This is a genomic window from Enterobacteriaceae endosymbiont of Donacia vulgaris, from assembly GCF_012568445.1.
GTDB lineage: Bacteria > Pseudomonadota > Gammaproteobacteria > Enterobacterales > Enterobacteriaceae.
In genome coordinates this window covers 265,252-291,337 of the sequence record NZ_CP046190.1, presented here as the reverse complement: position 1 = coordinate 291,337, position 26,086 = coordinate 265,252, and the positions used below count along the sequence as shown (strand labels likewise).

Genomic DNA, 26,086 nt, shown 5'->3' with positions numbered 1-26,086 from the left:
ATCATGCAAAACATATTTAATTTTAGTCCTGGCCCTGCCTCCTTACCTCGTGAAGTATTAAAAAAAGCACAAAATGAATTAATAAATTGGAATAATTTAAATGTTTCTGTTATGGAAATTAGTCATCGTAGTAATGATTTTATGAATTTAATACAAGATATAAAAAAAGATTTACGTGAATTAATGCATATACCATTACAATATGAAATATTATTTTGTCAAGGAGGTGCAAGAACACAATTTTCAGCTATACCGATGAATTTATTATCTTATAATGAAACAGCTGACTATGCAAATCTAGGTCATTGGTCTTATAAAGCTATACAAGAAGCTACAAAATATTGTAAACCTAATATAATTAATCCGGTAAAAAAAAAGAATGGACTTTATTATATTCAAAAAATGAAATATTGGAAAATAAAAAATAATTCAAAATATATACATTATTGCCCTAATGAAACAATAGAAGGTATTGCAATAAATGAAGAACCTATATTCCAAAATAAAACTGTTATTGCAGATTTATCATCTTCTATTCTTGCAAAAGAAATTAATATTAAAAATTATGGGATGATATATGCAAGTGCACAAAAAAATATTGGTCCAGCAGGATTAACTATTTTAATTATAAAAAAAGATTTAATTTTAAATAAAAATAAAAAAAGAAAAGAATTACCTTCAGTATTAGATTATGAAATAATATGGAAACATAATTCAATGTTTAACACACCTCCTACCTTTTCTTTATATTTATCAGGATTAGTTTTAAAATGGTTAAAAAAAAAGGGGGGGATAAAATATATTAGTAAAATAAATAAACAAAAAGCAAAATTACTCTATTCTACTATAGATAAAAGTGAATTTTATATAAATACAATTAAACATTGTAATCGATCTATAACAAATGTTGTTTTTCATTTAAAAAAACCAGAAAAAGAAAATTTGTTTTTACAAAAATCTCAAGAAAATGGATTATTTTATCTAAAAGGACATAAAATAATAGGGGGTATAAGGGCATCTATATATAACGCTATGCCTCTAGAAGGTATTAAAAAATTAATAAATTTTATGAATGATTTTGAAAAAAACTATTCATAAATGATATGATCATTTTAAGATTTAATTTCAAATATCAATAATATATATGAAAAATATTTTAACTCTAAAACCTATTCATAAAATTAAAGGTTCTATATCTTTACCTGGATCTAAAAGTATTTCTAATAGAGTACTTTTGTTATCAGCATTAGCTAAAGGCAATACTAAATTAAGTAATTTACTTAATAGTGATGATATTTATCATATGTTAAACGCATTAAAAAAATTAAATATTAAATTTATTTTATCAAAAAATAAAACAGAATGTTTAATTATAGGAAATAATGGAATTTTAAAATCTAAAAAAAAAATAAAATTATTTCTTGGTAACGCAGGAACTGTAATTAGACCATTAACAGCAGTACTATCATTAAATAATAAATGTGATATTATTTTAACTGGTGAACCAAGGATGAAAGAAAGGCCTATAAAACATCTTGTAGATTCATTAAGAGCTGGTGGTGCTATTATAAATTATTTAGAAAAACAAAATTTTCCTCCTATACAGATAAAAGGAGGATTTCAAGGTACTAATATTCTTGAAATAAAAGGTTCTATTTCTAGCCAGTTTTTAACGTCATTATTAATTATAAGTCCTTTAATAAAACAAGATACTTTAATTAATATTACGAATAATTTAGTATCAAAACCATATATTGATATAACTATTAAATTAATGAAAATATTTGGTATTCATGTAGATAATTATAATTATCAGCAATTTAAAATTTCTGGACAACAAAATTATATTTCTCCTGGAGAATATATTATAGAAGGAGATGCTTCTTCTGCATCATATTTTTTATCTGCAGCAGCGATTAAAGGAGGTACAGTTAAAATAAATAATATAAATAAAAATAGTATTCAAGGTGATATTAAATATGTTAATATTTTACAAAAGATGGGTGCAAGAATAAATTATGGTAAAAATTATATTAGTTGTACAAAAAATAGTTTAAACTCAATAAATATGGATTTTAATGATATTCCAGATGTGGCTATGACTATAGCTGTTACTAGTTTATTTTCAAAAGGAATTACAACTATAAAAAATATATATAATTGGAGGGTTAAAGAAACTGATAGATTAACAGCAATGTCTAATGAATTAAAAAAAACTGGTGCAAAAATTATTACTGGTTATGATTATATCATTATTTCTCCTCCTAAACATATAAAAAAAGTTATAATTGAAACATATAATGATCATCGTATAGCTATGTGTTTTTCATTATTAGCATTATCTAATAATTCAGTAAGTATTATTAATCCTAATTGTACTAGTAAAACATATCCAAATTTTTTTAAAGATTTTAAAAAAATTAGTTTTTATAATTAAATTAATTATAATTATTTAATTATATAATGAAAGTATTTTATTATTAAAATAATAAAATTAAATAAATTAATACTTATAATATATATAGTTGCAGAAAAAACTTATTAATGTTAACTTTATATGCATATCGATAGATATATATAGATTATATAATACATAATTATAAATTATATTTAAATTTCTCTCATAAAAAGGAATATATGAGTTTTTTAAAAAAATAATACTTAATATGATTTAAGTGGATATTTATTATAAAATATTTTAAAGTTACTAATATGAGTGAATGTTTTGCAGAATTATTTGAAAAATCATTAAAAAATAAAATTGTTAATTTAGGTTCTATAATATCTGGAACTATTATTTCTATCAAAAAAGATATTGTGCTAGTAGATGCTGGATTAAAATCAGAATCTTGTATTCCTATTTCACAATTTAAAAATTCTCAAGGAAATCTTGAAATTAAGGTAGGAGATATTGTAGATGTATCATTAGATTCAATAGAAGATGGATTTGGAGAAACTATTTTATCTAGAGAAAAAGCTAAAAGACATGAATCTTGGTTAATTTTAGAAAAAGCTAATTTAAATAATAATAATATTAAAGGAATTATTACTGGTAAAGTAAAAGGAGGATTTACTGTTGAACTTAATAGTATTAGAGCTTTTTTACCAGGATCTTTGGTAGATATTCGTCCAATTAGAGATACTGCTCATTTAGAAGGAAAAGAATTAGATTTTAAAGTTATAAAGTTAGATAAAAAACGAAATAATGTTGTTGTATCAAGAAAAGCAGTCATAGAATTAGAAAATAGTGCTGAAAGAAATCATTTACTTAATACTATATATGAAGGTATGGAGATTAAAGGATTAGTAAAAAATTTAACTGATTATGGGGCATTTGTTGATTTAGGTGGTGTTGATGGATTATTACATATAACCGATATGGCTTGGAAAAGAGTTAAACATCCAAGTGAAATTGTTAATATTGGTGAAGAAATTAAAATTAAAATATTAAAATTTGATAAAGATAAAACTCGTGTTTCATTAGGATTAAAACAATTAGGTGAAGATCCGTGGAAATCTATATCAACACGTTATCCTGAAAATAGCAAATTATTAGGAAGAGTAACAAATTTAACAGATTATGGATGTTTTGTTGAAATTGAAGAAGGAGTTGAAGGTTTAGTCCATGTATCAGAAATGGATTGGACCAATAAAAATATACATCCTACTAAAATAGTAAATGTTAATGATAAAGTGGAAGTTATGGTTTTAGATATTGATGAAGAAAGAAGAAGAATTTCTTTAGGTATTAAACAATGTACAAATAATCCTTGGTTAGAATTTTCTAAAAATTATAATAAGGGTGATCATGTACAAGGTAAAATAAAATCCATAACAGATTTTGGTATTTTTATTGGTTTAACTGGAGGAATAGATGGATTAGTTCATTTATCTGATTTATCCTGGATAAATAAAGGGGAAGATGAAGTTAATAAATATAAAAAGGGTAATGATATTACAACTATTGTTTTACAAGTAGATCCTGAGAGAGAAAGAATTTCTTTAGGTATTAAACAATTAACAGAAGACCCATTAAATCAATATTTTATAGAACAGAAAAAAAATAATATAGTAATAGGTACTATTACTGACATAGATAATAAAAATATTAAATTAAAATTTAAAGATGGTATATTAGGAAATGTAAAATTATCTGAATATAAAAATCATAAAATTGACAATATTTTAAAATATTTTAAAAAAGGACAAAATATAGAAGGTAAAATTAATAATATTGATCGTAAAACTAGAATAGTATATATAATTATTAATTTAAATATTATAGAAGATAAAATTATTAAAAAAAATAAAAAAAATAATTTTTCCAATATAATGACAGAAGCTTTTAAAGCAGCAAAATGTGAATAACATATATTTTCTTTAAATCATAAATATTATTAATTAATAAACTTTTAAAAATAATTGATAAATATATAAATTAAGTTAATATCATAATTATGAATTACATAACTATTCCTGTAACAAATTTTAATCAAAATTGTTATATTATATGGTGTCAAAAAACATTAGATGCAGCTATTATTGATCCTGGAGGAGAAGATTTAAAAATTTTTAAAATTTTAAATAAATATAAATTTAATATAACAAAAATATTAATAACTCATGGACATTTAGATCATATTGGTGGGGCTTATACTTTATCTAAAATTTTAAATATTCCTATATTAGGTCCACATAAAAAAGATATTTTTTGGATTAAAAATATAAAATTACAAAATAAAATATTTCAATTACCATATTGTGTTTTTAAAAATAATATATGGTTAAAAAATAATCAAAATATTTGTATAGGGAAAATTATATTACAAACATATCATTGTCCTGGTCATACTCCAGGTCATATAATTTTTTTTAATAAATTAAATAATTATTTAATATCAGGGGATACTATTTTTAAAAATAGTATTGGTCGAACAGATTTACCAAAAAGTAATTTTAACCTTTTAATTCATTCTATAAAAAAAAAAATTTTTTCTTTAGATAAAAGAACTATTATTTTACCAGGTCATGGAGAAAAAACTAGTATTAATTATGAAATAATAAATAATCCTTGGTTACAAAAAAGAAACTAACTATTTCTAGGATTTATTTTTTTATAAAATTATTAAATTTAAGAAATAGCTAGTAAATAATGATTTAAGATTTAAAACTTATAAATTATACCTATACCAAAAAGATTATCTGTAAACAGATGATTTGTTTTTATATATTTATCTTTTTTATTTAATAAATTAATACGATAATCAAAATATGCAGATAAATTTTTACTAAATTTATAAATTGTATTAATTGATATATATTTCCCAAAATTTATATTTCCACCAGGATAATAATATCCTGCAGGAATATTATTCCCTTCTGTTTGAACATAAGAAATACTAGCTTTTAAATTTTTATCAAATTTATATTGTCCAATAATTTCTAATTTTTTAATTTTATAAGCAAAAGAATAACTATTTCTATCTAAATATGTTAATGAATTTTTTGCTCGACTAAATACTGTTGCTAAATAAATATTATTCTTGTTATATTTAGCACCAATTGAAAAAGCATTTATATTATCATCATTTTTTAAATTTTGATTTTTTATAGAAAAAACTTTTTTTAATTCATCATTTTTATCGATTATTTTAGAGGTATTAAAATATGATCCTATAATACTTACTCCTGAATTTCCTATTTTATATCCAATGGAAGCACCCCATCCTTTTTTATTTTTTTCTTTTTCTACAAAAATGTCACGATGTTCATTATTATTATTTTCATCATAAAATACATTATCTTCAATATAAAAATGAGGACTTTTATATTGTAATGCTATTTCTAATCCTTTAATTAAACCAAAAAAATTTCTATTTCTATATGTTAAAAGATTATTTGTTCTTCCAAACATAAATTTATCATTATAACTATACATTAAATCATCTGTAAAAAAAGAATCTGTTTTAATATAAGAAGTAGTATCATATAATATTCCATAATTTCTTCCAAAATCTAAAGAACTATTACCATGATTAAAATTTAATCCTATTAAACCTAAACGTATAGATGGAAAAACATTTTTTTCTATTTCAGTATTTTGATTTATTGGTAAGCTAAATTCAAATTGAGTATAACCATAGATATCATTAAAAATATTAGTTTGGCCTTTAAGTCCAATAACCATATTAGATATAATATTTTCATATTTTCTTGGCATTTCTTCTCTATCTTTAGAATATGCTTTTTTAATATCTAAAAATCCATATAAATCTATCTTTTGTTGATCTTTGTTATAAATTTCACTAGCACAAACAATATTAATACTATTAATTATTAGTAAAAAAGGTATTAAAAATTTTAATATATTATATTTCATAATTTTTTATCCTGACTATAATGATTATTATTTATTGATATAAAATATATAATAAAGTTTATCAAAAAATTATTTTTTTTCATTTATAAAAAATTTTTAAAACTTTGCATTATAAGGTGTTCTCGGAAATGGAATTATATCCTTAATATTATATATCCCAGTAATATAAGATATTAATCTTTCAAAACCCAAACCAAATCCAGAATGAGGAATAGTACCATATTTTCTTAAATCACGATACCACCAATAATCATTTTTATTAAGTTTAAATTCTTTTAATCTTTCATCTAATATATTTATTCTATTTTCTCTTTGTGACCCTCCTATAATTTCACCAATATCAGGTAATAAAACATCTATAGATGCAACAGTATTTTTATCATCATTTAAATACATATAGAATGCTTTTATATTTTTAGGATAATTATATATTATTACTATATTATTAAAATATTTATTTGTTAAATATTTTTCATGTTCTATTGAGAGATCTTCCCCCCATATAATTAAATGAGAAAATTTTTCTTTACAGTTTTTTAAAATATTTATAGCTTCAGTATATTCAATTAAATTAAATTTTTTTGATACAATTTTATATATTTTATTATATAAATTATTATCTGTTCTTTCAGACAAAAAAGAAATTTCATTTTCATGAAAATTTAAAACATATTGAAAAATTTTTTTTAACATTTTTTCTATAAAAATAATAATATATTCTAAATTAGAAAAAGCTATTTCTATTTCTAACATCCAAAATTCTGCTAAATGACGATTAGTATTTGAATTTTCAGCTCTAAAAGTAGGACCAAATGTATAAACTCTAGACATAGAACAAGCATATGTTTCTAAATTTAGTTGTCCAGAAACAGTTAAAAATGCTTCTTTACCAAAAAAATCTTTTTTAAAAATATTTTTATCTTTTTGATACTTAAATTTTGATAAATCTAGAGTAGATACTCTAAACATTTTTCCTGATCCTTCAGTATCTAATGTTGTAATTAAAGGTGTATTTATCCAAAAAAAATTTTTTTTATTTAAAAAATTATGTATATATAAAGCTACATTATGCTTAATTCTTGTAATACAACTAATTATTTTTGTTCTAGATCTTAAATGAGAAACTTCTCTTAAATATTTTAAACTATGTTTTTTAGGAGAAATAGGATATTTCCCTGGATTATTTACCCAACCTAAAATTTTTATTTTTAATGCATAAATTTCATAAATTTGTAAATTTTTAGGTGAATATTTAAATATTCCTTTTACTTTTAAGGAACATCCACTAGTAATTGATAAAATTTCTTTTTTATAATTATTTAATTTATTATTTGCAATAATTTGTATATCATGTATACATGAACCATCATATAAATTAATAAAAGAAATACCTAACTTAGAATGTCTTCTGTTACGTACCCATCCTCCAATAGATATTTTACTATTAATTTTTATTTTTCCTTTCATTAATTGAGATATACTCGAAACTAAATACATTATTATTTTCTCTTCATTAAAATTACAAAAATATTATTTTAAATTTTAGAATTAATATTTATTTAATAATAAATAAAGTTTATTTTAATTTATAAAAATAATAATTTCAATTATTTTATTTAAATTCAAAATATTAAACAAATTTTTTCTACTTGAATATTTAAAAAAATATTTTTTCTTAAAAATATAATTTTTAAAAAAATTAGGTAATAATGAAAAATAATTTTTGTTTTTTAATTCTTCGCATATTTTATGCATTACTTAAAAAAGTGAAAATAAAAAATCAATTTTAATTAATCATATTTTTTATAGAATTTGTTCTATGTTTTTTATTAAAAAATATTTGTTAAACTTATTAATATATTTTTATCTTAATATTTCTTTCAATCATACTGATTATTTAGCAAAATTATGTATTTTAGTTTTAAAAATCTTAGAGTTTTAAATTTTTAATATTTTTAAAAACATTATTATAACATAGTAGTTAAAGTTATAAATTTAAAGTAATTAATTATTTTTTATATAAATAACTAATATAAAAGTTTAATTTATATTCTCTTATTACTATAATAATTTTTTTAATAATATTTTAATTTATAATAAATATGGTTATTATATAAATTAGTATAATATAATGTACACTACAACTTATATTAAATCAGTAATAATTTTTATATTTTAGTTACTTTATAAATATTAAAATATTTTAAATATTATATTTTATAAATAACTTTTACTACTAATAATATTAGTATATTTTTTTTTAATTTTTTATTTGTTAAATTAATACTTTTATTAAATATAAAGAATGAATTCTTTATATCTTTTGTATAAAAATTAACTTTAATTTTTTTTTATAATATCTTTATTAATTTTATTTACTACGTCTATACCTAAATTACGAAAATTTTCAGCTTGGGAAATTATATTACCCTTCCCTTTAAATAATTTTTTAATAGCTGAATCATAACTACTTTGAAGTTTATTAAGATTTTTTTCTAAAATATATATATCTTCTACAAATAATCGAATTTTATTATATAATGCTGTTGCTTTATTAGCAATAACTAAAGAATTTTTATTTTGTTTATCAAAACGCCATAAATTTTCTATAGTTCTTAAAGAAATCATTAAAGTTGTAGGGCTAACTAACATAATATTTAGTTTTAAAGCTTCATATAATAAAGAAGGCTTAAAATTTATTGCTAATGAAAAAGCCGATTCAATTGGGATAAACATTATAATATAATCTAATAATTTTAATTTAAATGCACATTGATATTTTTTATTACTTAATATTCGTAAATGATTACGAATAGCTAATATATGATCATTTAATGCTTTTTTTTGTGTATTTTTATTATTAGTATTGAAATAACGTTCATATGCTATTAAAGTCATTTTTGAATCTATAATTATTTTTTTATTATAAGGTAAATTAATAATAACATCTGGTTGTATTTTTTTTTCATTTTTTAATTCAATTTTTTTTTGTGTTTCATATTCATACCCATTTCTTAATCCAGAAGATTCTAAAATTTTATTTAATACTAATTCTCCCCAAATACCTTGAATTTTATTATTTCCTTTTAAAGCATTAGTAAGATTTATAGCATCTTGAGAAATATGTATATTTAATTTTTTTAAATTTTTAATTTCATTAGTTAATATATTACGTTCTAATGACTCTTGATTTAAATTTCTTTGTAATTGTTCTTTTAATGATTCCAATTTAAAATTTAAAGGAGAAATAATATTTTTTATGTTTTGATTATTATATTGATTTATTCTTTGTTCACTTTTTTCTAATACTTTATTAGCTAAATTTTGAAATTCTGTATTTAAATAATGATTATTGTTTATAATTAATTTTTTTTTTTCATTAAAAAAAATAATATTATCATTTAGTTTTGTTTGTATTTCTTTATTTTTTATTTTTAAATTTATAATTGTTTCCATTTGATTAGATATTATTTTATTTAAATTTTTATTCTTTATTTTTAAATTGTGTAAAAATTCTATTTGTTCTATTTTTTTTATTAATTCAATTTCTAATTGTTTATTTTTTTTTATTTTTTTTATTAAACATTTTTTAATTTTTTTTTTTTTGTAATAAAAAAATATAATAATAATTAATAAAAATTGTATAAAAAAATAAAAAAATTTTTTGTAAAAAAACATTATATTTATAACCTTTTAAAAAATTAAAATTATGATTTAAAAAAAAATTATATTTTTAATATATAATATATTATAGTTGACATTTATTCTAAAATATGAATTAATTGAAATATACTTTTTATTATATAGAAGGCTTGTAGCTCAGATGGTTAGAGCACACCCCTGATAAGGGTGAGGTCGGTGGTTCAAATCCACTCAAGCCTATAAAATTTTAAGGGGCTATAGCTCAGTTGGTAGAGCATCTGCTTTGCACGCAGAGGGTCAGCGGTTCAATTCCGCTTAGCTCCATAATTTATTTTTTTAAAAACAAAGTTTTATCATTTTTGAATAAAAAATTAATCATTTCTTTTTCTAAAAAACGTATATGTTTTTCTTTTGTCATATTCAATTGTTTTTCATTAATTAATTTAGTTTGATAAATTAACCATTTTAGCCATGCATTTTGAGAAATGTGATTATAAATAATGTCTCCTATATTACCTGGATATACTTTATAATTTAATTTATTCATTTTGCATTGAAAATAAATACAAAAAATTTTTTTTGACATAAATTTCTTCTATATTTTGATTTTAATTATATAATATACAGATATTATTTTAAAAATTATTTACTATATAGTTATAAAATATGAAACATATAAAAAGTTTTATTTGTCGTTATAGAAAATTAAAAATATCTAAACAAATAATTTTTAATAAATATTTTAATTTGTTTAATATTAATTATAAAAAGAAAAATTTAAATTTTTTAAATGTTTTTAATAATAATCTATCAATAATTATTGATATTGGTTTTGGTATAGATAATAATATTACTCATTTTGCTCTGCAAAATATAAAATATAATTTTATTGGGATAGAAGTATATTTACCAGGAATTATTAATTGTCTTCGTAAAATAATAGAAAATAAAATTAAAAATTTAAAATTAATTTATTATGATGCTTTTTTTGTTTTTAAGAATATGATACCTAATTGTTCAATTAAATTAATTCAATTTTATTTTCCTGATCCTTGGCCTAAAAGAAAACATAAGAAAAGGAGATTATTTCAACAAGATTTTTTAAAAATTATTTTTTTTAAATTAATTAATAATGGACTATTATATATAGTAACTGATTGTCAAGATTATAGAAATAATATTATTTTAAATATAAAAAATATTAATCATAAGAATAATAAATTCATAATTTTAAAATCTAATCAATATAATAATATTTATAAAAATTTACATTTATATTTATTAAAAAGTAAATTTTTTAATAAAGCAAAATTGAAAAAAAAAAATATATATTATATAGAATATAAAAAAGTTATAATTTCTAAATAAAAATTTCTAATAAATTATTTAAATATAAATGTCCTTGATTAGTTATGATCCAATAATCATTATTTTCTTTTAAATAACCCATTTTTAATGCTTTATTAATTAAAGGTATAATTTTTATTTTATTTATACCCGTTACTTTTTGGAATTCTTTTTTATGTATTTTTTTATATAATCTAAAACGATTTAAAAAAAATTCAAATATTATATCTTTAGATAAAATTATTTTCATAGAAAGAAAAAAATTACCATTTATATACTGTTGAATATTATTATTTTTAATAATTCTCATAATTTTATTATTTAATAAAGTAATTTTACTATGAGAATTACAACCAATACCTAAATAATTACCAAAATACCAATAATTTAAATTATGATTACAAATAAATTTTTTATTTTGGGCAAAAGAAGAAATTTCATATTGTAAATACTTATTTTTTAAAAATATTTTTTTACCTTGTAAAAATATTTTCCATAATAAATCATCATTTAACCAATTTTTTGGTTTAAATTTTTCAAATATTGTATTTTTTTCAATAGTTAATTGATACCATGAAATATGATTAGGTTTAAATGAAATTGCTTTATATAAATCATTACAAGAATTTTGTAAAGTTTGGCCTGGTATACCATAGATTATATCTAAATTAAAATTCGATATTTTTTGTTTAATTAAAATATTAATAGCATTAACAGCTTCTTCAGAATTATGTACTCTACCTAAAATTTTTAAATTTTTATCATCAAAACTTTGAATCCCAATTGAAAAACGATTAATACCACTATTTATATAACTTTTAATTTTTTGTTCAGTAATAGAAGATGGATTAATTTCAATAGTAATTTCAGCAGATTTTAAAACATTAATTTTTTTTTTTATTTTATTTAAAAGAAAAGATATTAATTTTTCATCTATTAAACTTGGAGTTCCTCCTCCTAGAAAAATACTTTTAATATAAATTTTTTTTTGAATAATCAATAAAGTTTTATCTAAATCTAATAATAAACTTTGTATATATTTTTCCTGTATTTGTTTATTATTTTTTATAAAAATAGTTGAATAAAAATCACAGTAAGGACATTTTTTTAAACACCAAGGAATATGAATATATAAACTATAATATTTAGTAAAATTAATCATATAATGTATTTTTTATATTAAAAACCAAAATTGAGGAAATAAATCCATAAATAAATTATTTAAAAAATATAAAATTATGTTAATAATAAACAAAAGGATGTTTATATTATAAAAATTTTGTAAAAAAAATCTTATAATTTTTAAAATTTGATGAATAAATATATCTAAAATATCATTTAAATCATTATTTTTTATATGAAAAATATTAAATATTAAATATATTGTAATTAACCAAAAAAATAAATATCCAAGAAATTTTAATAATGTTATTATACTAATAAATATAAAAAATAATAAACTATGAAAAAATAAATTTTTACTTTGTATTAAAATTAATATTGGATATTTTAAAAATATTAATAATAATATTAAAATAAATGATAAAATTTCACTTTTATTACTTTTAAAAATAAATTTTTGAATGTTTTTTAAAAAAACATTTGTTAATAAAATAATATATTTTACGAAAAAATTATAATAATTATTAATAGTAAAATATATCCATAACCTTAATAAAAAAAATAAAATAACAATATCTATTAAATGTTTTAAAAAACATATGATTGTTATCATAAAAAACAAGCCTCAAATTATATAAAAAACATTTTTTAATTAGATTAAAAAATGTTTAATTAATTACAATTATTATATTTATTATTTTCAAACCAACTTTGTAAAATAATACATGCAGATAAAGAATTAATATCACCTTTTTTTAATTTTCTCCATCCTCCTTGTGAAAATAAAATATATTTAGCTTCAACTGTACTTAATCTTTCATCATGAAAAATTGTTTCTATATTAAATTTCTTTTTTATATGAAAAGCAAAATTTTTAGCTAAAATAGTTGTGTATTGTTGACTACCATCCATTTTTAGTGGTAATCCAATTATAATTTTTTTAGGTTCCCATTTATTAATTAATTTAGTAAATTTTAACCAATTAATATTACCAGATTTTTTATTTTTAATAACTCTTAATGTATGTGCTATACCTATTAAACTTTGACCAATAGCTACTCCTATATTTTTAGTTCCATAATCAAAAGCTAATAAAGTTATATTATTAATTTTTTTTATCATGCAATATATAAAATTATTTAAAAGTAAATTTTTATTTAAAGAATTAAAATTTTGAACTTCATTATAATAATTAATATTATATAGTTTTTAAAGTTTTATATGTTAAATATATTGCTTTATTTATACTTTATAAGTCATAATAATATGATTTTTATTTTTCTTAAAATTAAAAAGGTTCTCTCAATATATATTTTATAGAGAGTTATTTCAATTTTCAAATAAGAGGCTCTGATCTAATGCAGAACCAAAGAATACGTATCCGTCTAAAAGCTTTTGATCATCGATTAATTGATCAATCAACAGCAGAAATTGTTGAAACAGCTAAACGTACCGGTGCTCAAGTTCGTGGGCCAATACCTTTGCCTACTCGCAAAGAAAAGTTTACAATATTAATTTCACCTCATGTTGATAAAGATGCTAGAGACCAATATGAAATTCGTACTCATAAACGTTTAGTTGATATTATAGAACCAACAGAAAAAACTGTAGATGCATTAATGAGATTAGATTTAGCAGCAGGAGTCGATGTGCAAATTAGTTTAGGTTAATAAAATTAACTATAATTTTAACATAATTAAATAGAGTATATATAAATATATGATTGGATTAGTAGGAACAAAAATGGGTATGAGCCGTATATTTACTAAAGATGGAATATCCATGCCAATAACTGTTATACATTTTAATACTATTCGTATTACTCAAATTAAAACTATTTTAAATGATGGATATAATGCTATTCAAATGACTACTGGATTTAAAAAAACAAGTCGTATGAATAAAGCCGAAATAGGACATTTTAAAAAAGCAAAAACAGAAGGAGGATATATTTTATGGGAATATCGTCTTAAAAATTATAATCCTGAAAATTTTCATGTAGGTCAAAAAATAAATATTGATATTTTTAAACAAATAGTTAAGGTAGATGTAACAGGAATATCAAAAGGAAAAGGATTCTCAGGAACTGTAAAAAAATGGAATTTTAAAACTCAAGATGCTAGCCATGGAAATTCACTTTCACACAGAGCACCAGGATCTATTGGACAAAACCAAACTCCAGGAAAAGTATTTAAAGGCAAAAAGATGGCTGGGCAATTAGGTAATCATAAAATTACTATTCAAAATTTACATATAATAAAATTAGATTTTATAAAAAATTTATTATTAATAAAAGGAGCTGTTCCTGGATATACTGGAAGTAATGTAATTGTTAAACCGGCAGTAAAAATTTAATCTAATACAACAAAAATAAATATATTAATTAGGCATCAAAATGGAAATTATAACAGAAGATACTAAAGATATAGTTATAGTTTCAGATATTATTTTTAATAGGAATTATAACAAATCATTAATACATCAATTAATAGAATCTTATAGAACAATAGGTAGGCAAGGGACTAAAGCACAAAAAACTAGAGGAGAAGTAAAAGGAACAGGTAAAAAACCATGGAAACAAAAAGGAACAGGAAAAGCTAGAGCAGGGTCTTTTAAAAGTCCAATTTGGCGTTCTGGGGGAGTTACTTTTGCTGCAAAAAATAAAATATATAATAAAAAAATTAATAAAAAAATGTTTCGTAATGCATTAAAAAGTATTTTTTCACAACTAATTAAAGAAAAAAGATTAATTTTAGTTAAAAAATTTAATATTAGTAAACCAAAAACTAAAATTTTAATTGAAAAATTAAAAAAATATTTATCAAAAAAAATAATGATTATTACAACATTTATTGATAAAAATTTATTTTTAGCATCTAGAAATTTATATAACGTAAAAATTAAAAATTCAATTAATATAAATCCTATTTATTTAATTAATGCTAATAAAGTTATTATAACTGTTAATGCTATTAAACATATAGAAGAGATTTTAATATGATTCAAAAAGAGTATAATTTTAAAATTATAAAAGGGCCGCATATTTCTGAAAAATCTTCTTTTGTTGCAGAAAAAACAAATACTTTAATTATTAAAGTTTTAAAAAAAGCAACTAAAATAGATATAAAAAAAGCAATAAAAAAAATTTTTAATGTAAAAGTTAAAAATGTTAATACTTTAATTATAAAAGGAAAAAAAAAAAAAAATAAGAAATATAATTTTCAACGTAGTGATTGGAAAAAAGCATATATAATTTTAGAAAAAAATCAAAAAATTGATTTTAATATAAATAAGAACTTATAAGGATTAAATTGATAAAACATGATAATTAAAAAGTATAATCCAACTTCTCCAGGAAGACGGCATATGATTAAAATTATTAATCATTCTTTATATAAAGGTAGACCTCTGTCTTCTAAAATAGAAAAAAAAAAAAAATCAGGAGGTAGAAATAATTATGGACGTATTACAACTCGTCATATTGGTGGAGGCCATAAAAGATTGTATCGTATTATAGATTTTAAAAGAAATAAAGATAATATCCCTGCTATAGTAGAAAGAATAGAATATGATCCAAACCGTTCTGCTAATATTGCATTAATAAAATATAAAGATGGAGTTAAAAAATATATCTTATCTCCTAAAGATTTAAAGATAGGTGATACTGTAGAATCAGGAACTAATGTTCCAATAAAAATTGGTAATACATTACCATTAAATAATATTCCTATTGGTACTGTCTTACATAATATAGAAATGAAACCAGGGAAAGGAGGCCAAATAGCTAGAGCCGCTGGTACATATGTTCAATTAATTTCCAAAGAAAAATCATACATAACTTTAAGATTAAAGTCAGGAGAAATCCGTAAAATTCGATCTAATTGTAGAGCTACATTAGGAGAAATAGGAAATAATGAACATATGTTAAAATCTTTTGGTAAAGCTGGTGCAAAAAGATGGAAAGGAATTAGACCAACAGTTAGAGGAACAGCAATGAATCCTATAGATCATCCTCATGGTGGAGGAGAAGGAAAAAACTTTGGGAAACATCCTGTAACTCCATGGGGAGTACAAACTAAAGGTAAAAAAACAAGAAAAAATAAAAGAACAGAGAAATATATTATTAAACACCGTAATAAGTAATTTTTAATTAATAAAAGGTAACAAAATATGCCACGTTCTTTAAAAAAAGGTCCTTTTATTGATCAACATTTATTAAAAAAAATTGAAAAATCAATAAAAAATAAAAATAAAAAACCATTACGTACTTGGTCTAGACGTTCAACTATTTTCCCTAATATGATTGGATTAACTATTTCTGTACATAATGGGAGACAACATATTCCAATATATATTTTAGATGAAATGGTAGGTCATAAATTAGGTGAATTTTCTCCAACACGTACGTATAGAGGACATACAGCTGATAAAAAAATTAAAAAAACTTTAAAAAAATAAACATATATTTATTTATATAATAAATTTACTTAAGAGAAAAAATGGAAATTATAGCAAAACATAAATATGCTCCTTCTTCTGCACAAAAGTTAAGATTAATAGCTAATATTATTAGAGGTTATAATATATCTAAAGCGTTAGATGTTTTAAATTTTTCTAATAAAAAATCAGCTTTTTTAATTAAAAAAGTATTAAATGCTGCAATAGCTAATGCTGAACATAATTATGGATTAGATATAGATAATTTATTTATATTTAAAATTTTTATAGATTTAGGAACAAATATGAAACGTATTATGCCTAGAGCTAAAGGACGATCTGATCGAATTTTAAAATATACAAGTCATATTACTATAATATTATCAGATAATATTAAATTGGAGAAAAATTAATGGGTCAAAAAACAAATCCCAATGGATTAAGATTAGGAATTACAAAAATATGGAATTCTATTTGGTTTGCAAATACAAAAAATTATGCAAATTATTTACATAGTGATTTTCAAGTAAGAAAATTTTTAAATCAAAAATTAAAAAAAGCTTCTGTTTCTAAAATAACAATAGAAAGACCATCAAAAAGTATTAGAGTTAATATTCACACATCACGTCCTGGTATAGTTATAGGTAAGAAAGGAGAAGATGTCGAAAAACTTAGAAAAAAAATATCTAAAATGACAGGAGTCCCGGCTCAAGTTAATATAACTGAAGTTAGAAGACCAGAATTAGAAGCAAAATTAGTAGCTGATATAATTTCTGTACAATTAGAAAAAAGAATAATGTTTAGAAGAGCAATGAAAAGAGCAGTACAAAATGCAATGAGATTAGGTGCTAAAGGAGTAAAAGTAGAAGTAAGTGGTCGTTTAGGTGGTACAGAAATTGCACGTACAGAATGGTATAGAGAAGGCAGAGTTCCATTACATACTTTAAGGGCAGATATTGATTTTAGTTTATCAGAAGCAAATACTACATATGGGGTAATAGGAGTAAAAGTATGGATTTTTAAAGGAGAAATATTAAAACATAACTTTAAAAAAAAATTAATTTTTACTAAACCTATTACACATTATTCTTATAGATTACAACGTAATAAAGGACGTAAATAAAAAAAGAGGCGTTTATATAATGTTACAACCAAAACGTACAAAATTTAAAAAAATGCATAAAGGAAGGAATCGTGGTGTTATTATTGGGATGAAAATTAATTTTGGTACTTATGGAATAAAAGCAATAGATAGAGGAAGGATTACTTCAAAACAAATAGAATCAGCAAGAAGAGCTATTAGTCATTTTATTAAAAGACAAGGAAAAATATGGATTAGAATTTTTCCAGATAAACCTATAACTGAAAAACCTTTAGAAGTTAGAATGGGCAAGGGTAAAGGTAATGTGGAATATTGGGTTGCTCTAGTACAACCAGGAAGAATTTTATATGAAATTGATGGAGTTTCTGAATTAATAGCTCGTAAAGCATTTAAATTAGGTGCAGCTAAATTACCTATTAAAACTATTTTTTTAAAAAAATAAAATAAATATTATATGAAAATAAATGAAATTATAAAAAAAAATAATACAGATTTAAAAAATGAGTTATTGAGTTTATCTCGAGAACAATTAAATTTAAAAATACAGTTAAAATCAGGAAATTTAAAACAAACTCATTTACTGAAAAAATCTAGAAAAAATATTGCAAGAATAAAAACAATTTTATCACAAAGAAAAAAAAGATCATAAAATTATGCAAAAAAAAACAAAGCTCTTGAAAGGTAAAGTAATAAGTAATAAAATGCAAAAATCAATTATTGTCAGTATTAATAGGTTAATAAAACATCCCATGTATGGTAAATATATTAATCGTACAACGAAACTACATGTTCATGATGAAAAAAATACATGTAGAATAGGAGATATTGTTGAAATTAAAGAATGTCGTCCATTATCAAAAACGAAATCTTGGACTCTAGTTAATATTATCAAAAAAATAATAATTTAATTATAAAATTATATATTTAATAAATTTTACTGTTATCAAATAAAATTTAAATATTAATATTTGTTATAAATAGAGATATTATTATGATACAAGAACATACAAAATTAAATATAGCAGATAATTCTGGTGCAAAAAGTGTTATGTGTATTAAAGTTTTAGGTGGTTCAAGACGTCGTTATGCTAATATTGGTGATGTTATTAAAATAACGGTAAAAGATGCTATTCCCCGAGGAAAAGTAAAAAAAGGTGATGTATTAAAAGCTGTTATCGTTAGAACTAAAAAAGGTATAAGCCGTTCTGATGGTTCTATAATAAGATTTGATCATAATGCATGTGTTTTATTAAATGATACTAATGAACAGCTAATTGGGACAAGAATTTTCGGTCCTATCACAAGAGAATTAAGAAATGAAAAATTTATGAAAATTATTTCATTAGCTTCAGAAGTTATTTAATAAAGAGATATAAATATATGATAAATAAATTACATCGTAATGATGAAATAATAGTTTTAACAGGAAAAGATAAAGGTAAAAAAGGAAAAATTAAATCTTTTATAAAAAAAAATTTCGTAATCATTAAAGGAATAAATATTGTTAAAAAACATAGTAAACCTAATCCCACAATATCACATACAGGTGGCATTATAGAACAAGAAGCAAATATTCATATTTCTAATATTGCTATTTTTAATAAAAAAACAGGGAAATCTGATCGTATTGGTATACGATATGATGATAAAGGAATTAAAAAAAGATTTTTTAAATCTAATGGTAAAAATATAGAATAAATTAATAGAGATAGTATTACATGTCAAAATTATATAATTTTTATAAAAATAAAATAATAAAAAAATTAATGTTAAAATTTAAATATACTTCTATAATGCAAGTTCCTTGTATTAAAAAAATTACTTTAAATATGGGAGTAGGTAAGGTAATTTCTGATAAAAAATATTTAGATAATGCTATAAATGATTTAACTCTTATTAGTGGTCAAAAACCAATAATAACTAAATCACATAAATCAATAGCTGCTTTTAAAATAAGAAAGGGTTATCCAATAGGTTGTAAAGTTACGTTAAGAAAACAAAAAATGTGGAATTTTTTTGAACGTTTATTATGGATAGTAATACCTAGAATTAGAGATTTTAGAGGTTTATCTAAAAAATCTTTTGATAAAAATGGAAATTATAGTATAGGAATAAAAGAACAAATTATTTTCCCTGAAATTGATTTTGATAAAATAGATCATATTCGAGGATTAGATATTACAATAACAACTAATAGAATATCAAATAAAGAAAGTTATACTTTATTTAAAGCTTTTAAATTTCCATTTAAATCATAAAAAAGGTTGTACCAATGGCGAAAGAATCTATTAAGGCACGTGAATTAAAAAGAATAAAATTAGGAAAAAAATTTTTTTTGAAAAGACAAAAATTAAAAAAAATTATTTCTGATAGAAATACTTCCGATAAATTAAAATGGGATGCTGTTTTTAAATTACAATCTTTACCAAGAGATTCTAGTTTATCAAGACAAAGAAATAGATGTAAATTAACTGGAAGACCACATGCATTTTTAAGAAAATTTGGATTAAGTCGTATTAAATTAAGAGAAGCTGCAATGAAAGGAGATATTCCAGGATTAAAAAAATCTAGTTGGTAATTTATTATTCATTTATATAGGAAAATTTTAATATGAGTATACAAAATCCAATTGCAGATATGTTAACGCGTATACGTAATGGACAATCATCACATAAATCTACAGTTGTAATGCAATATTCAAAAATTAAAAAATCTATTGCTCACATTTTAAAAAATGAAGGATATATTAATAATTTTAATCTTATTAAAGAAAAAAAAATTTTATTAGAAATTACGTTAAAATATTTTAAAGGTAAAGGAGTTATCGAAAAAATATATTGTGTTAGTCGACCTAGCTTAAGAATTTATAAAAAAAAAAAGTTTTTACCAAAAGTTATGGCTGGTTTAGGTATTGCTATTATTTCTACATCTAAAGGAATAATAACAGATTATACAGCACGTTATTATGGTATAGGTGGAGAAATTATATGTTATGTATCCTAAACAAAGGTATATAAATTATGTCTAGAATAGCTAAAAAATTTATTGTTATTCCCAATAACATTAAAATTACTATTAAGGAACAAAAAATAAATATTGAAGGTAATAATGGAATCTTAAAGAATACTGTTAATAAACAAGTTAAAATAATTTTAAAAAAAGATAAATTATTATTTGAACCAAAAAAAAAAAGTAAAGAAGGTTGGATTCAAGCTGGTACTACTAGCTCTATTATAAAATCTATGATTATTGGAGTAACAATAGGTTACACAAAAAAATTAATATTATTTGGAGTAGGATATAAATCTTCAATTAAAAATAATATACTTAATTTAATATTAGGTTTTTCTCATCCAATAAATTTTATATTACCTAAAAATATTATAGGAAAATGTTTAAATCAAAATGAAATAATCTTAACAAGTGCTAATAAACAACTTTTAGGGCAAGTAGCTGCTAATATAAGATCTTATCGTCCTCCTGAACCATATAAAGGTAAAGGTATTCGTTATAGTAATGAAATAATTAAAATTAAAGAGACAAAAAAAAAATAAAATAGAATAAAAGGTTTAAAAAAGAAATTATGAATATAAAAAAAATTGCTCGTATACGTAGAGCAACTAAATTTCGAAAAAATTTACAAAAATTTAAAATAGTACGTTTATCTGTACATCGTACTTCTCGGCATATATATGCACAAATAATTTCTGCAAATAATAAAATTTTAACAACAGCTTCTACTTTAGAAAAAAAAATACAAAAAAAATTAAAATATACTGGAAATATACAAGCTGCAATTTTTATAGGGACTAAAATAGCTAATAGATCTATTAAAAAAGGTATTTCAAATATATCATTTGATCGTTCAGGTTTTAAATATCATGGACGCATTCAAGCATTAGCAAATGCTGCACGTCAAACAGGCTTAAACTTTTAACATTTTTTAAAAGAAAATTATGAATTTTTATAATAATAAACATCAAAATAATGAACTAAAAGAAAAATTAATTGCTGTTAATAGAGTATCTAAAACTGTTAAAGGAGGACGTATTTTTTCTTTTACAGCTTTAACTGTAGTGGGTAATGGTAAAGGAAGAATTGGTTTTGGATATGGTAAAGCAAAAGAAGTTCCAAATGCAATACAAAAAGCAATGGAAAAAGCTAAAAAAAATATGATAAACATTATTATTAATAATAATACAATCCCATACCCTGTTAAGGGATATCATACTGGTTCTTTTGTATTTATACAACCAGCTTATGAAGGGACAGGTATTATTGCAGGCGGAGCTATGAGAGCAGTATTAGAAGTTATAGGTATATATAATGTTTTAGCCAAAGCTTATGGTTCTACTAATCCTATTAATGTGGTTAAAGCTACTATAAAAGGATTATTAAATCTTCATTCATTAAAAATGATTGCAGCTAAAAGAAGTAAAACTATAGAAGAAATAAAAAGGAATATGAATAGTGTTAAAAAATATTAAAATTACACAAATTAAAAGTTCTATAGGTAGATTACCTAAACATAAAGCAATTTTAATTAGTTTAGGACTAAAACATATTGGACATACTGTTATTAAAAAAAATACACCTAGTATTTTAGGAATGATCAAAAAAATATCTTATATGATAAAGGTTATATACTAATATGAATTTAAATAATTTGTGTTCTAAAATTAAAAAAAATAAAAAAAGATTAGGTAGAGGAATTGGTTCTGGAAAAGGAAAAACAAGTGGTAGAGGTCATAAAGGACAAAAATCTCGATCTGGTTATAATTTAAATAAATCTTTTGAAGGTGGTCAAAGCCCTTTACATAGAAGATTACCTAAATTTGGATTTAAATCAAAAAAAAAAAAATTTTTTAAAGAAATTAGGTTAAGAGATTTAGAAAAAACAGATAGTCATCATATTAATATAAATGTTTTAAAATCTGCTAAAATAATTGGTAAAAAAATTAAATATGTTAAAATTATCAACCAGGGGAATATTATTTCATCAAAAAAAATTATTAAATTAAACTGTACAAAAAGTGTTAAAGTAATTATAAAAAAATTAGGTGGTATCATTGAGGAATAAATAATACATGATTAAATCACTTAAACAATTAAATTTTCAAAGTACTAAAAAAGGGTTTATTGAATTAAAAGAAAGATTTATATTTTTAATAACTTCTATTTTGATTTTTCGTATAGGTTCATTTATACCTATTCCAGGTATTAATATTAGTGTTTTACATTCTTTAATTATTAAACAGCATGGTACTATTATTGATATGTTTAATATGTTTTCTGGGGGAGCTCTAAGTAGAGCGTCAATTTTTGCATTAGGTGTTATGCCGTATATATCTTCATCTATTATTATGCAGCTTTTAACCGTAGTGCATCCATTTTTTATTTCTTTAAAAAAAGAAGGGGAAGAAGGTAAAAAAAAACTTAATAAATATACTAAGTATAGTACACTAATTTTGGCCTGTATTCAATCTATAGGTATAACTACTGGATTACCTAATTTTCCAGGTATGACTAATTTAGTAATGAATCCTGGTGTTAGTTTTTTTATAATTTCTAATTTAAGTTTAATCACAGGTACTACATTTTTAATGTGGTTAGGTAGACAAATTACAAAAAGAGGTATTGGTAATGGTGTTTCTATTATTATAGTAATTGGTATAATTACTACTTTACCTTTTAATATAGTTCAAATTATTGAAAAAATAAAACAAGAAGATTTAAATTTCTTTATTTTTTTTCTTTTATTATTTTTTATATTTTTAATAATTTTATTTATTGTATTTATTGAAAAAGGTCAGAGAAAAATTAATGTTCAATACGCTAGAAGATACTATGGAAAACAAATATATAATACACAACAAAATACTCATTTACCATTAAAAGTTAATATGGCTGGAGTTATTCCTGCAATATTTTCTTCTAGTATTATTTTATTTATTTCTACTGTATTTTCATGGTTAAGTACTATTATTAGTTGGAATTGGGTTAAAAATGTTGCTATATCATTACAACCTAGACAACCAATATATATTGGATTATATATTTTAGCAATCATATTTTTTTGTTTTTTTTATACTATTTTAGTTTTTAATCCTCAAGAAACTGCAGATAATTTAAAAAAATCTGGTGCATATATTTCAGGTATTAGACCTGGAGAACAAACAGCTAAATATATAAAAAAAATAATTATGAGATTAACATTTACTGGTAGTTTATATATTACTTTTATTTGTCTTATACCAGAATTTTTACGTAATATTATTAATGTTCCATTTTATTTAAGTGGTACATCATTACTTATAGTAATAGTAGTAATTATGGATTTTATTACACAAATTCAAACATTAATTATGTCTACTCAGTATGAGTCTATACTTAAAAAAGTTAATTTTAAAGGATAATATTTATTAAATATGTTTAGGAGATATAATAGAATGAAAGTTCGTACTTCAATAAAAAAATTATGTCGTAATTGTAAAATTATTCGTAGAAATAGAGTAATATATGTATTTTGTAAGACAGATCCTAAACATAAACAGCGTCAAGGATAATTATTTTATTTATTACAAAAACATATTCTAAAATTTAAGAAAGGATTTAAAATGGTTCGTATAGCTGGAGTTAATATTCCTGATAATAAACGTATAATAATAGCATTAAAATATATTTATGGAATAGGTAAATCTCATGCAATTCGTATATGTAAAATAACTAATATTTCTCAAGATATTAAAATAAATAAACTTACAGAAAAAAAAATAGATTTATTAAGAAATATTATATCAAAATTTAAAGTAGAAGGAGATTTAAGAAGAGATATTAATTTAAATATTAAAAGATTAATTGATCTTGGTTGTTATAGAGGATTACGTCATAAAAAAGGATTACCTGTTAGAGGACAACGAACCAAAACTAATGCACATACTAGAAAAAAATTCTATAAATATTTTAAAAAATAATATTTTAATTATAGCAAATGGTATATATAATGAAAAAAAAATCTTTACATTCTAAAAAAAATCCTAAAAAACAAATTATAGATGGTATTGCTCATATACATGCTTCTTTTAATAATACAATAGTTACTATTACTGATAGACAAGGTAATTCTTTAGGATGTGCAACAGCAGGAGGTTCTGGTTTTAGAGGATCAAGAAAATCCACTCCATTTGCAGCACAAATAGCTGCAGAAAAATGTGCTGAAATTGTTAAAAATTATGGTATTAAAAATTTAGAAGTTATGGTAAAAGGTCCAGGTCCTGGGAGAGAATCTACTATTAGAGCATTAAATAATGCCGGTTTTAAAATAACTAATATTACTGATATTACTCCTATTCCTCATAATGGATGTAGACCTCCTAAAAAAAGAAGAGTATAAATAATTTTTTTATTAATTTAAATATCTCAGGATTAAATAAATGGCAAAATATTTAGGACCAAAATTAAAGTTATCTCGAAGAGAGGGAACTGATTTATTTTTAAAATCTAACGTACGTTCTATTGATACAAAATGTAAGTTAGAACAAGCACCAGGACAACATGGTATAAAAAAATCTAGGTTATCAGATTATGGAATTCAGTTAAGAGAAAAACAAAAAATACGTAGATTATATGGTATATTAGAACGTCAATTTCATAATTATTATAAAAAAGCATCACGTATAAAAGGTAATACTGGTTTTAATTTATTATGTTTATTAGAAAAAAGATTAGATAATGTTGTTTATAGAATGGGTTTTGGAGTTACAAGAGCAGAAGCTAGACAATTAATTTCTCATAAATCAATTAAAATTAATAATTTAATTGTAAATATAGCCTCTTATCAAGTATCTTTAAATGATAAAATTTCTGTATGTGAAAAATCTAAAAAACAATTAAGAATTAATGCTTCAATTGATTTATATACACAAAGAGAAAAATCAAATTGGTTAGAAGTAAATAGTAAAAAAATGGAAGGTATTTTTAAAAAACTTCCTGAACGTTCTGATTTACCTGCAGATATTAATGAACATTTAATTATTGAGTTATATTCAAAATAATTT

At 21.2% G+C, this 26,086-nt stretch carries 38 protein-coding genes and 2 tRNA genes; 33 read left to right on the top strand and 7 right to left on the bottom strand.

All coding sequences use genetic code 11. The features are described 5' to 3' along the window. Window positions 1-3: 3 nt before the first annotated feature. The 4 genes from serC (at window position 4) to GJU01_RS01430 (ending at window position 5,093) form a co-directional block, all read left to right on the top strand. Entirely contained in the window at window positions 4-1,098 is a 1,095-nt protein-coding gene (gene serC / locus GJU01_RS01445; protein ID WP_168868076.1) for a 3-phosphoserine/phosphohydroxythreonine transaminase, read from the top strand. A 46-nt stretch (window positions 1,099-1,144) separates the two neighbouring features. Beyond that, complete coding sequence (aroA, locus tag GJU01_RS01440) at window positions 1,145-2,437, top strand: 3-phosphoshikimate 1-carboxyvinyltransferase (RefSeq protein WP_168868075.1); 1,293 nt, start codon at window positions 1,145-1,147, stop codon at window positions 2,435-2,437. Between the two features lie 275 nt (window positions 2,438-2,712). Next, window positions 2,713-4,368 carry a 30S ribosomal protein S1 gene (rpsA, locus tag GJU01_RS01435; RefSeq protein WP_168868074.1) on the top strand — a complete coding sequence of 552 codons (1,656 nt, stop codon included), beginning with the start codon at window positions 2,713-2,715 and terminating at the stop codon, window positions 4,366-4,368. An 89-nt stretch (window positions 4,369-4,457) separates the two neighbouring features. Continuing rightward, window positions 4,458-5,093 (top strand): MBL fold metallo-hydrolase, encoded by a 636-nt coding sequence (locus GJU01_RS01430; RefSeq protein ID WP_168868073.1) that lies wholly within the window; start codon window positions 4,458-4,460, stop codon window positions 5,091-5,093. A 71-nt stretch (window positions 5,094-5,164) separates the two neighbouring features. On the opposite strand, the gene GJU01_RS01425 is transcribed toward GJU01_RS01430, so the two are convergent. From GJU01_RS01425 to rmuC, 3 genes are all read right to left on the bottom strand, one after another. Beyond that, window positions 5,165-6,379: a porin gene (locus GJU01_RS01425; RefSeq protein ID WP_168868072.1), complete on the bottom strand. Its 1,215-nt coding sequence runs from the start codon at window positions 6,377-6,379 to the stop codon at window positions 5,165-5,167. Between the two features lie 96 nt (window positions 6,380-6,475). Then, window positions 6,476-7,876: an asparagine--tRNA ligase gene (asnS, locus tag GJU01_RS01420; RefSeq protein WP_168868071.1), complete on the bottom strand. Its 1,401-nt coding sequence runs from the start codon at window positions 7,874-7,876 to the stop codon at window positions 6,476-6,478. Between the two features lie 843 nt (window positions 7,877-8,719). Further along, on the bottom strand, window positions 8,720-10,057 hold the full coding sequence (gene rmuC, locus GJU01_RS01415; RefSeq protein ID WP_168868070.1) for a DNA recombination protein RmuC: 1,338 nt from the start codon (window positions 10,055-10,057) through the stop codon (window positions 8,720-8,722). Window positions 10,058-10,187: 130 nt separating this feature from the next. On the opposite strand from rmuC, the gene GJU01_RS01410 reads away from it, so the two are divergent. Continuing rightward, window positions 10,188-10,261, top strand: a tRNA-Ile gene (locus GJU01_RS01410). An 11-nt stretch (window positions 10,262-10,272) separates the two neighbouring features. Next, a tRNA-Ala gene (locus tag GJU01_RS01405) sits at window positions 10,273-10,345 on the top strand. A gap of 4 nt (window positions 10,346-10,349) precedes the next feature. Here the strand turns inward: GJU01_RS01405 and GJU01_RS01400 are convergent. Then, window positions 10,350-10,607, bottom strand: coding sequence for an oxidative damage protection protein (locus tag GJU01_RS01400; protein ID WP_168868069.1), 258 nt, complete (start codon window positions 10,605-10,607; stop codon window positions 10,350-10,352). Between the two features lie 80 nt (window positions 10,608-10,687). On the opposite strand from GJU01_RS01400, the gene trmB reads away from it, so the two are divergent. Continuing rightward, the gene (gene trmB / locus GJU01_RS01395) at window positions 10,688-11,389 is read left to right on the top strand and encodes a tRNA (guanosine(46)-N7)-methyltransferase TrmB (protein ID WP_168868068.1); all 702 of its coding nucleotides are present in this window, start codon (window positions 10,688-10,690) and stop codon (window positions 11,387-11,389) included. Here the strand turns inward: trmB and hemW are convergent. The 3 genes from hemW to ruvX are packed head-to-tail and all read right to left on the bottom strand — an operon-like array spanning window position 11,382 to window position 13,612. Next, window positions 11,382-12,530 carry a radical SAM family heme chaperone HemW gene (hemW, locus tag GJU01_RS01390; protein WP_168868067.1) on the bottom strand — a complete coding sequence of 383 codons (1,149 nt, stop codon included), beginning with the start codon at window positions 12,528-12,530 and terminating at the stop codon, window positions 11,382-11,384. The genes trmB and hemW overlap by 8 nt on opposite strands. Before the next feature lie 12 nt (window positions 12,531-12,542). Further along, complete coding sequence (locus tag GJU01_RS01385; RefSeq protein WP_168868066.1) at window positions 12,543-13,103, bottom strand: hypothetical protein; 561 nt, start codon at window positions 13,101-13,103, stop codon at window positions 12,543-12,545. A gap of 59 nt (window positions 13,104-13,162) precedes the next feature. Beyond that, entirely contained in the window at window positions 13,163-13,612 is a 450-nt protein-coding gene (gene ruvX / locus GJU01_RS01380; RefSeq protein ID WP_246208928.1) for a Holliday junction resolvase RuvX, read from the bottom strand. A 236-nt stretch (window positions 13,613-13,848) separates the two neighbouring features. Here ruvX and rpsJ point away from each other — a divergent pair, with 236 nt between their 5' ends. From rpsJ to rpsD, 26 genes are all read left to right on the top strand, one after another. Next, complete coding sequence (rpsJ, locus tag GJU01_RS01375; RefSeq protein WP_168821827.1) at window positions 13,849-14,160, top strand: 30S ribosomal protein S10; 312 nt, start codon at window positions 13,849-13,851, stop codon at window positions 14,158-14,160. 49 nt (window positions 14,161-14,209) lie between these two features. Continuing rightward, complete coding sequence (gene rplC, locus GJU01_RS01370; RefSeq protein WP_168868065.1) at window positions 14,210-14,845, top strand: 50S ribosomal protein L3; 636 nt, start codon at window positions 14,210-14,212, stop codon at window positions 14,843-14,845. 40 nt (window positions 14,846-14,885) lie between these two features. Continuing rightward, a complete protein-coding gene (gene rplD / locus GJU01_RS01365; RefSeq protein ID WP_168868064.1) occupies window positions 14,886-15,491 on the top strand; it encodes a 50S ribosomal protein L4 in 606 nt (201 codons plus the stop codon). After that, on the top strand, window positions 15,488-15,793 hold the full coding sequence (gene rplW, locus GJU01_RS01360; protein WP_168868063.1) for a 50S ribosomal protein L23: 306 nt from the start codon (window positions 15,488-15,490) through the stop codon (window positions 15,791-15,793). Before rplD ends, rplW begins: the two co-directional genes overlap by 4 nt. An 18-nt stretch (window positions 15,794-15,811) precedes the next feature. Beyond that, window positions 15,812-16,633: a 50S ribosomal protein L2 gene (gene rplB / locus GJU01_RS01355; protein WP_168868062.1), complete on the top strand. Its 822-nt coding sequence runs from the start codon at window positions 15,812-15,814 to the stop codon at window positions 16,631-16,633. A 27-nt stretch (window positions 16,634-16,660) separates the two neighbouring features. Further along, window positions 16,661-16,948, top strand: coding sequence for a 30S ribosomal protein S19 (rpsS, locus tag GJU01_RS01350; protein WP_168868061.1), 288 nt, complete (start codon window positions 16,661-16,663; stop codon window positions 16,946-16,948). A 41-nt stretch (window positions 16,949-16,989) separates the two neighbouring features. Beyond that, on the top strand, window positions 16,990-17,340 hold the full coding sequence (rplV, locus tag GJU01_RS01345; protein WP_168868060.1) for a 50S ribosomal protein L22: 351 nt from the start codon (window positions 16,990-16,992) through the stop codon (window positions 17,338-17,340). Then, window positions 17,340-18,050 (top strand): 30S ribosomal protein S3, encoded by a 711-nt coding sequence (rpsC, locus tag GJU01_RS01340; RefSeq protein WP_168868059.1) that lies wholly within the window; start codon window positions 17,340-17,342, stop codon window positions 18,048-18,050. The genes rplV and rpsC overlap by 1 nt, the downstream gene beginning before the upstream one ends. Before the next feature lie 19 nt (window positions 18,051-18,069). Then, window positions 18,070-18,471, top strand: a complete 402-nt coding sequence (gene rplP, locus GJU01_RS01335; protein WP_168868058.1) for a 50S ribosomal protein L16 — start codon at window positions 18,070-18,072, stop codon at window positions 18,469-18,471. A 12-nt stretch (window positions 18,472-18,483) separates the two neighbouring features. Further along, the gene (gene rpmC, locus GJU01_RS01330; protein WP_168868057.1) at window positions 18,484-18,678 is read left to right on the top strand and encodes a 50S ribosomal protein L29; all 195 of its coding nucleotides are present in this window, start codon (window positions 18,484-18,486) and stop codon (window positions 18,676-18,678) included. A gap of 4 nt (window positions 18,679-18,682) precedes the next feature. After that, a complete protein-coding gene (rpsQ, locus tag GJU01_RS01325; protein WP_168868056.1) occupies window positions 18,683-18,937 on the top strand; it encodes a 30S ribosomal protein S17 in 255 nt (84 codons plus the stop codon). Window positions 18,938-19,020: 83 nt separating this feature from the next. Then, window positions 19,021-19,392, top strand: coding sequence for a 50S ribosomal protein L14 (rplN, locus tag GJU01_RS01320; protein WP_168868055.1), 372 nt, complete (start codon window positions 19,021-19,023; stop codon window positions 19,390-19,392). Window positions 19,393-19,409: 17 nt separating this feature from the next. After that, a complete protein-coding gene (gene rplX / locus GJU01_RS01315; protein WP_168868054.1) occupies window positions 19,410-19,727 on the top strand; it encodes a 50S ribosomal protein L24 in 318 nt (105 codons plus the stop codon). A 20-nt stretch (window positions 19,728-19,747) separates the two neighbouring features. After that, window positions 19,748-20,287, top strand: a complete 540-nt coding sequence (gene rplE / locus GJU01_RS01310; RefSeq protein ID WP_168868053.1) for a 50S ribosomal protein L5 — start codon at window positions 19,748-19,750, stop codon at window positions 20,285-20,287. 14 nt (window positions 20,288-20,301) lie between these two features. After that, a complete protein-coding gene (gene rpsN / locus GJU01_RS01305) occupies window positions 20,302-20,607 on the top strand; it encodes a 30S ribosomal protein S14 (RefSeq protein ID WP_168868052.1) in 306 nt (101 codons plus the stop codon). A gap of 32 nt (window positions 20,608-20,639) precedes the next feature. Beyond that, window positions 20,640-21,032 (top strand): 30S ribosomal protein S8, encoded by a 393-nt coding sequence (gene rpsH, locus GJU01_RS01300; protein WP_168868051.1) that lies wholly within the window; start codon window positions 20,640-20,642, stop codon window positions 21,030-21,032. 17 nt (window positions 21,033-21,049) lie between these two features. Then, entirely contained in the window at window positions 21,050-21,583 is a 534-nt protein-coding gene (gene rplF, locus GJU01_RS01295) for a 50S ribosomal protein L6 (RefSeq protein ID WP_168868050.1), read from the top strand. 29 nt (window positions 21,584-21,612) lie between these two features. Next, window positions 21,613-21,966, top strand: coding sequence for a 50S ribosomal protein L18 (rplR, locus tag GJU01_RS01290; RefSeq protein ID WP_168868049.1), 354 nt, complete (start codon window positions 21,613-21,615; stop codon window positions 21,964-21,966). A gap of 19 nt (window positions 21,967-21,985) precedes the next feature. Next, on the top strand, window positions 21,986-22,516 hold the full coding sequence (gene rpsE / locus GJU01_RS01285; protein WP_168868048.1) for a 30S ribosomal protein S5: 531 nt from the start codon (window positions 21,986-21,988) through the stop codon (window positions 22,514-22,516). Then, window positions 22,500-22,679, top strand: coding sequence for a 50S ribosomal protein L30 (gene rpmD, locus GJU01_RS01280; protein WP_168868047.1), 180 nt, complete (start codon window positions 22,500-22,502; stop codon window positions 22,677-22,679). Before rpsE ends, rpmD begins: the two co-directional genes overlap by 17 nt. Window position 22,680: 1 nt before the next feature. Continuing rightward, window positions 22,681-23,109: a 50S ribosomal protein L15 gene (rplO, locus tag GJU01_RS01275; protein WP_168868046.1), complete on the top strand. Its 429-nt coding sequence runs from the start codon at window positions 22,681-22,683 to the stop codon at window positions 23,107-23,109. Window positions 23,110-23,116: 7 nt separating this feature from the next. After that, a complete protein-coding gene (gene secY / locus GJU01_RS01270; protein WP_168868045.1) occupies window positions 23,117-24,445 on the top strand; it encodes a preprotein translocase subunit SecY in 1,329 nt (442 codons plus the stop codon). 33 nt (window positions 24,446-24,478) lie between these two features. Continuing rightward, entirely contained in the window at window positions 24,479-24,595 is a 117-nt protein-coding gene (gene rpmJ, locus GJU01_RS01265; RefSeq protein WP_168868044.1) for a 50S ribosomal protein L36, read from the top strand. A gap of 51 nt (window positions 24,596-24,646) precedes the next feature. Continuing rightward, window positions 24,647-25,003, top strand: a complete 357-nt coding sequence (gene rpsM, locus GJU01_RS01260; protein WP_168868043.1) for a 30S ribosomal protein S13 — start codon at window positions 24,647-24,649, stop codon at window positions 25,001-25,003. Between the two features lie 29 nt (window positions 25,004-25,032). After that, window positions 25,033-25,422 (top strand): 30S ribosomal protein S11, encoded by a 390-nt coding sequence (gene rpsK / locus GJU01_RS01255; RefSeq protein ID WP_168868042.1) that lies wholly within the window; start codon window positions 25,033-25,035, stop codon window positions 25,420-25,422. Window positions 25,423-25,462: 40 nt separating this feature from the next. Continuing rightward, a complete protein-coding gene (gene rpsD / locus GJU01_RS01250) occupies window positions 25,463-26,083 on the top strand; it encodes a 30S ribosomal protein S4 (protein ID WP_168868041.1) in 621 nt (206 codons plus the stop codon). Window positions 26,084-26,086 lie beyond the last annotated feature (3 nt).